This is a genomic window from Mucilaginibacter sp. P4_G9, from assembly GCF_056400985.1.
In genome coordinates this window covers 1-5,027 of the sequence record NZ_JBFUKF010000361.1, presented here as the reverse complement: position 1 = coordinate 5,027, position 5,027 = coordinate 1, and the positions used below count along the sequence as shown (strand labels likewise).

Below are 5,027 nucleotides of genomic sequence, written 5' to 3'. Positions count from 1 at the left end.
GCGCTGAAAGCATCTAAGTGCGAAACTAGCCACAAGATGAGACTTCCATTGAGGGTCGTAGGAGACTACTACGTTGATAGGTCATAGGTATAAAGGTGGTGACATCATAGCCGAGTGATACTAATTGCCCGAAGCTTTCTCATAGCAGGTAATAATGGTGAGGGGTGAGTAGTGAATGGTGAGTAGCAATACTGATCATAAATGAGTGCCCCTCACTGACAAAAACTAATACTGTTGTTTTCTTTAATCAAGAACTTCTTTCAATAATATGTCATTGTTTGTGGTCATTAGTCATTGGGCTGAGCATATTGATGAAATCCGGAACAAATAAAAATATCAGTTGAGCATATGCGCCAGGCAGTCACTAATGACTACTGACCAATGACCAATCAACAAAAGAAATTCAGGTGCCTATATCGGCGGTGTCTACCTCTTCCCATTCCGAACAGAGAAGTCAAGCCCGCCAGAGCCGATGGTACTGCGGTAAAACGTGGGAGAGTAGGTCGGTGCCCAATCTTAAATCAAGCCCTTGCTGGAAACAGTCAAGGGCTTTTTTGTGCACCTTTATTTCCAGGTAAACCTTTGAAAAGTCAAAATTCAAAAGTCAAAATTCAAAAAGAAGGCGATTGGCTTACAGCAAGCAGTTTCGTGCCATAAATGATCAGAAAAGGGGGACTTTTAGGGTTGTTTTAAAGAGAAAAAGTGAAGAAAAGTGCAGAAATATCAAGGTTTGTATGAGAATTATTAAGCATCCCTTTTTGATCCCTTGATCCACCATCCCGGCTGCCTGCCGGGACGCTGGGATGCTCCGCCGGTGATCCTTTGGAACACCTTCCGGGTACTGACAAAATAGTGTCACCACTTTGTTGGATGACGGGTGGTATATTTGTGGGGTTTCCAGCACCCTTAACACTCCATAATCATGCAGYCACACAACTCAGAATACCATCCTATCCCCTATATTAGCTCATCTAAATAAACTCCCGATGGAAAATACCGCCTTAAATACTATGGAAGAAATAGTGAAAAAACAATTGGATGCTTACAATGCCCGTGATATTGATTTGTTTATGACTTGCTGGGCCGATGATGCTTTGTATTACGAGTTTCCGGATACCTTGTTAGCTAACGGCGCGGCAGCTATTCGCGAACGGCATATTACCCGGTTTAAAGAACCCAATTTATTTGGCAAACTAATTACCCGTACAGTGCTCAACAATAAGGTTGTGGACTTTGAGGTTGTTTCGCGCACTTTCGCGGATGGACCTGGGCATATTGATGCGCTTTGTATTTATGAAGTTGCAAATGATAAAATCGCGAAAGCCTGGTTTATTATGGGCTCGCCGGTTTTGGATGGGGAAGGATAGCAAAAGCAATATTATCAGTTAAACTTAGTCTTTCGTCGATTTGATATTCCCTCCTTCAGGGTCTCCGGATTTTGCCACTTGCAATTGACGGATTGGAGGTGACTCTAATTCAAATCAAAAAAACCTCCCGTTGCGGGCAGGTCTTTGCTTCAGTTATAGGACAGTTAAAAGTTAATTTATAGAGATGATCTTGTACAGGATCCAGTTATCGGTTTCGTAAGCACGTTTGTAGTTGATACCACTGTTAGCCTTCCTGATGAGGGGAATATATTTATCGTTGAGCTGTGTATAGCCTGTGAATGGATTTTTAGGCGTGGCAATAAGTATATAGTCGGCGTAATGGTAAGGGGTTTCTATGGCGCTTAAAAAAATGTTTTGGTAGGGCAGGGTTAACCTTTTAATATCAGTAGTAAATGCTGCAACAGGGTACGATACCGCATCATCCATCAATATATGTGTATTTTGTGGCAGGCTGTTAATGTAGGTAGCCATTTCTATTGTTTCGGCCTGGTCGGTATTGGAGCCTCGGTTTATAAGGGTTGTGATGAAACTCTTCTCATCATGTATAAATGATCTGGACAGAAAAATGTACCCGGTATATAATTGCAGCAAAACCACAAACACGATGATAATTTTAAACAGTTTTTGGTTACGGACGGTTTTGGCTTTAAACACGAGGCATAATATGGCAAGAATAAGAAAGATGAGGTAGTACTCATAAGTAATAAACAGCTTATCATACTTCATGTGCAAAAACTCCACAAACGCAAATGGCGTTAAAATGGTTAGCGCCTGGTAGGTGCTTTCTCTGAAAAGGTAAATACCCACCAAAATAAGCGGGCAAAAATAAATAACCCTTGCCGAAACCAATATGGAAACATCGGGCAGCCGGTAGTTGACGGCCGCGGTGGTCATATCGTAATTAAGCTTATCTACCAGTACATTCCAGGTGGCGTACGGGCTTTCGATAAAGTAGTTGAGATCGCTGGCATGGGTTAAATTGAGCAGCTTATAACATATAACCGATGCTATTGGCAGTATAAACAGGATGATGTAAATAGCGGCCGTTTTACCCACAAGCTTACGGCGCAGCGATGGATTGTTGAAACTCAAAAACAGCCTGAAGATGGATTCCTTTTCGCCAAGGTTTAAGCTTTGCAGGGTAATGGCCAATACCAGCGGGATAAAAAACAGGCAGATCCATATAAACTTGTAGTCGCAAAAAATCAATGTAACCAGCGAGATACTGGCCAGCGAAACGTGAAACGTGGTGTTTGACCGGTAAAACTTCAACAGGTTATAAAAGAACAGGAAAAAAAAGATAAGCACCAGGTAAATTGCCTTACCCGATGTAGCTACATACAGCATCCCCGGATGAAAAAAGAACAATAACGCAACTATGCACAGGTAAAAGTCGTCGTCTTTTATACGGGAGTTCATTGCCGATGCAATAACGTAAAACAGAGCCGCCGTGCCTAATGCCGATGCTATTACCGGCGCCAGGAAAGTATTGATGGAACTAAAAATGATGGCGCCATAAAAAGGTAAAAGCGGTGCTGTAAGGCCCATTATTTTTATGCGGTTACCAAGACCATCAAAAATGATTTTGGTTTTTTCGATGTAAAAAATGCTTTCCTGGTTATAGTAGCCCCAATGGTTCATATAAACACCCACTACCATATAATACGCGGCAAGCATTACAGTTACTATAAACACAAATTGGTTTTTTGATATGATCATTTAACAACGTTTGTGGGGTTATTAACTTTACTTAAACCATGGTTTGTTTTTTCCCAATAAAACGGATTGGTTATTAACTGGTATAAACCCATGTATGCCGCCGCCGAATGCATTAACCAGTAAATAGGATTTGCAATGGCAAACAATATCAGTTCAAAATACCTGCGTTTAAATACGGCCATCATGTTTACGTATATCATCAGGATGTTGCCCACCATCAGGTTAAATATGGCCATAAACAAAACCCAATCGGGAAACAGGCTGCGGATGGTTGAAAAATCAAATACCAGGTAACAAATAAAAATAGACAGTAACAGCGGATAAACCAAAAATGTAGCCGATGTGGCGCCAATAAAAAAATTAAAGCCCAGGAAACCTTTCCAGCCAATTTTTCTAACAAGGGCAGCCGGGTTGCGCATGTGCACCAGGTAGGTTTGCATATATCCCTTTATCCACCGGGACCGCTGGCGGATCCAGTTAAAGGGTTCGTTGTTGGCTTCCTCATAAGTAGTAGAGTTGATGATGGCTACTTTATATCCTTTGGCATATGCACGTACGCCCAGGTCGGCATCTTCGGTTACGTTAAACGGATCCCAGGCGCCCAGCTCAATCAGCGCGTCCATTTTAAAGTGGTTACTGGTGCCGCCCAGGGGGATGGGGATATCAAGGGTATCCAGTCCGGGCAGCATGTAATCAAACCAATAGGAATACTCAAGGGTAAACATGCGGGTAAGAAAGTTCTCGTTACGGTTAAAGTAATTGAGCGCGCTTTGGATGCAGATGTAATGCTCCGGTAATTTGGTAAACAGGGCTACCACCTTTTTAAGCTGATCTGTATCGGGGATATCTTCGGCATCATAAATGGTTAAAAACGTTCCCCTTGAAAAATGCAGACCGTAGTTACAAGCCTTCGGTTTGGTTTTTGGCATGTGAAAAGGCACAACAATCACTTCAAAAACACCCGGGAAATCGAGGTTCTGAACAGCTTTTAGTGTTTTATCATCATCCTCTTCAATCAGTAGTTTAATATCAAGCTGCTCGCGCGGGTAATCTAAACTTTGTAGGTTCCAGATGAGTTTTTTGATCAGCTTATCCTCTTTGTAAACCGGTAAAAGTATAGTGTAGGGCGGCAAATCATCATTAACAACATTGCGTACCTCTTCTTTGGAAACAGCCTGGTGCAGCTCGAACCGAGAACCCACTAATGCCAGGAACAGCTTAAATATAATAGCCACCAGGAAAAACATGCTGATAACCACGTTTATGGCGATAGACGTATTTTTGAAGTTTAACACCATCCCTACCGCAATGAAAGCCAGCAGGCTAAAAATGAAAACCAGTTGCGGGGTTGTAAAGGTGATGGATGCCGAACTTTTTGGGTCGCGCCTTAAAAGTTCGTATACCGAGGCTTTAACATATTTTTCTCCAAGCAGCTTATGGCTTAGCCAGGTGATGTCAAGGTCATAGGCTACAATAATTTCGGGTTCCATATCATAGTTGAACCTTATAAAATCCAAAAATAACTGGTTGGTTGGATCTGCCATGAGGGTTACCACCCGGTTGTTCTGTATCCGCAGCGGCAGCGCAAGATGGTCATTGGCGAATTTCAGTTCTACCTTTTTCAGCACCTCGGGGTCAAAAGCTTCGTCCCTTATTTGTGCAAATTGATAACCGGCGTTACTTAATGAGCGGTCGTAGTTTTTGCGGGAGATATAACCAAAGTTAAGGGCGATCTTAACGTATGACATCCCCGATCTTTCTGAAAATTTTTTGATCTTTTCCTGATCGCCTGGTAATATAAACCTGTCGTTAACCAAAAGTTCAGGAATTGAAATACTCATTATAATTAAATAAAAATGTTAAAACATCCACGCGTCATTGCGAGGCACGAAGCAATCCCCGCCTTACAGAGTTAGCTTT

General features: G+C 42.1%; 3 protein-coding genes and 2 rRNA genes. 3 read left to right on the top strand and 2 right to left on the bottom strand.

The window, feature by feature from the left end:
* From AC1DPZ_RS21655 to AC1DPZ_RS21645, 3 genes are all read left to right on the top strand, one after another.
* Positions 1 to 144 (top strand): 23S ribosomal RNA (locus AC1DPZ_RS21655); the annotation flags it as partial.
* A 259-nt stretch (positions 145 to 403) separates the two neighbouring features.
* Positions 404 to 515, top strand: a 5S ribosomal RNA gene (gene rrf, locus AC1DPZ_RS21650).
* A gap of 471 nt (positions 516 to 986) precedes the next feature.
* On the top strand, positions 987 to 1,367 hold the full coding sequence (locus tag AC1DPZ_RS21645) for a nuclear transport factor 2 family protein (RefSeq protein WP_477407341.1): 381 nt from the start codon (positions 987 to 989) through the stop codon (positions 1,365 to 1,367).
* 171 nt (positions 1,368 to 1,538) lie between these two features.
* Here AC1DPZ_RS21645 and AC1DPZ_RS21640 read toward each other — a convergent pair whose 3' ends face one another.
* Positions 1,539 to 3,107 carry a hypothetical protein gene (locus AC1DPZ_RS21640; protein ID WP_477407339.1) on the bottom strand — a complete coding sequence of 523 codons (1,569 nt, stop codon included), beginning with the start codon at positions 3,105 to 3,107 and terminating at the stop codon, positions 1,539 to 1,541.
* Complete coding sequence (locus tag AC1DPZ_RS21635; RefSeq protein WP_477407337.1) at positions 3,104 to 4,948, bottom strand: glycosyltransferase; 1,845 nt, start codon at positions 4,946 to 4,948, stop codon at positions 3,104 to 3,106. Before AC1DPZ_RS21635 ends, AC1DPZ_RS21640 begins: the two co-directional genes overlap by 4 nt.
* Positions 4,949 to 5,027: the final 79 nt, after the last annotated feature.

Excerpts from the sequence above, each read along its gene's own strand:
- AC1DPZ_RS21645 (WP_477407341.1), top strand. The coding sequence starts at position 987 with ATGGAAAATACCGCCTTAAATACTATGGAAGAAATAGTGAAAAAACAA.
- AC1DPZ_RS21640 (WP_477407339.1), bottom strand. The coding sequence starts at position 3,107 with ATGATCATATCAAAAAACCAATTTGTGTTTATAGTAACTGTAATGCTT.
- AC1DPZ_RS21635 (WP_477407337.1), bottom strand. The coding sequence starts at position 4,948 with ATGAGTATTTCAATTCCTGAACTTTTGGTTAACGACAGGTTTATATTA.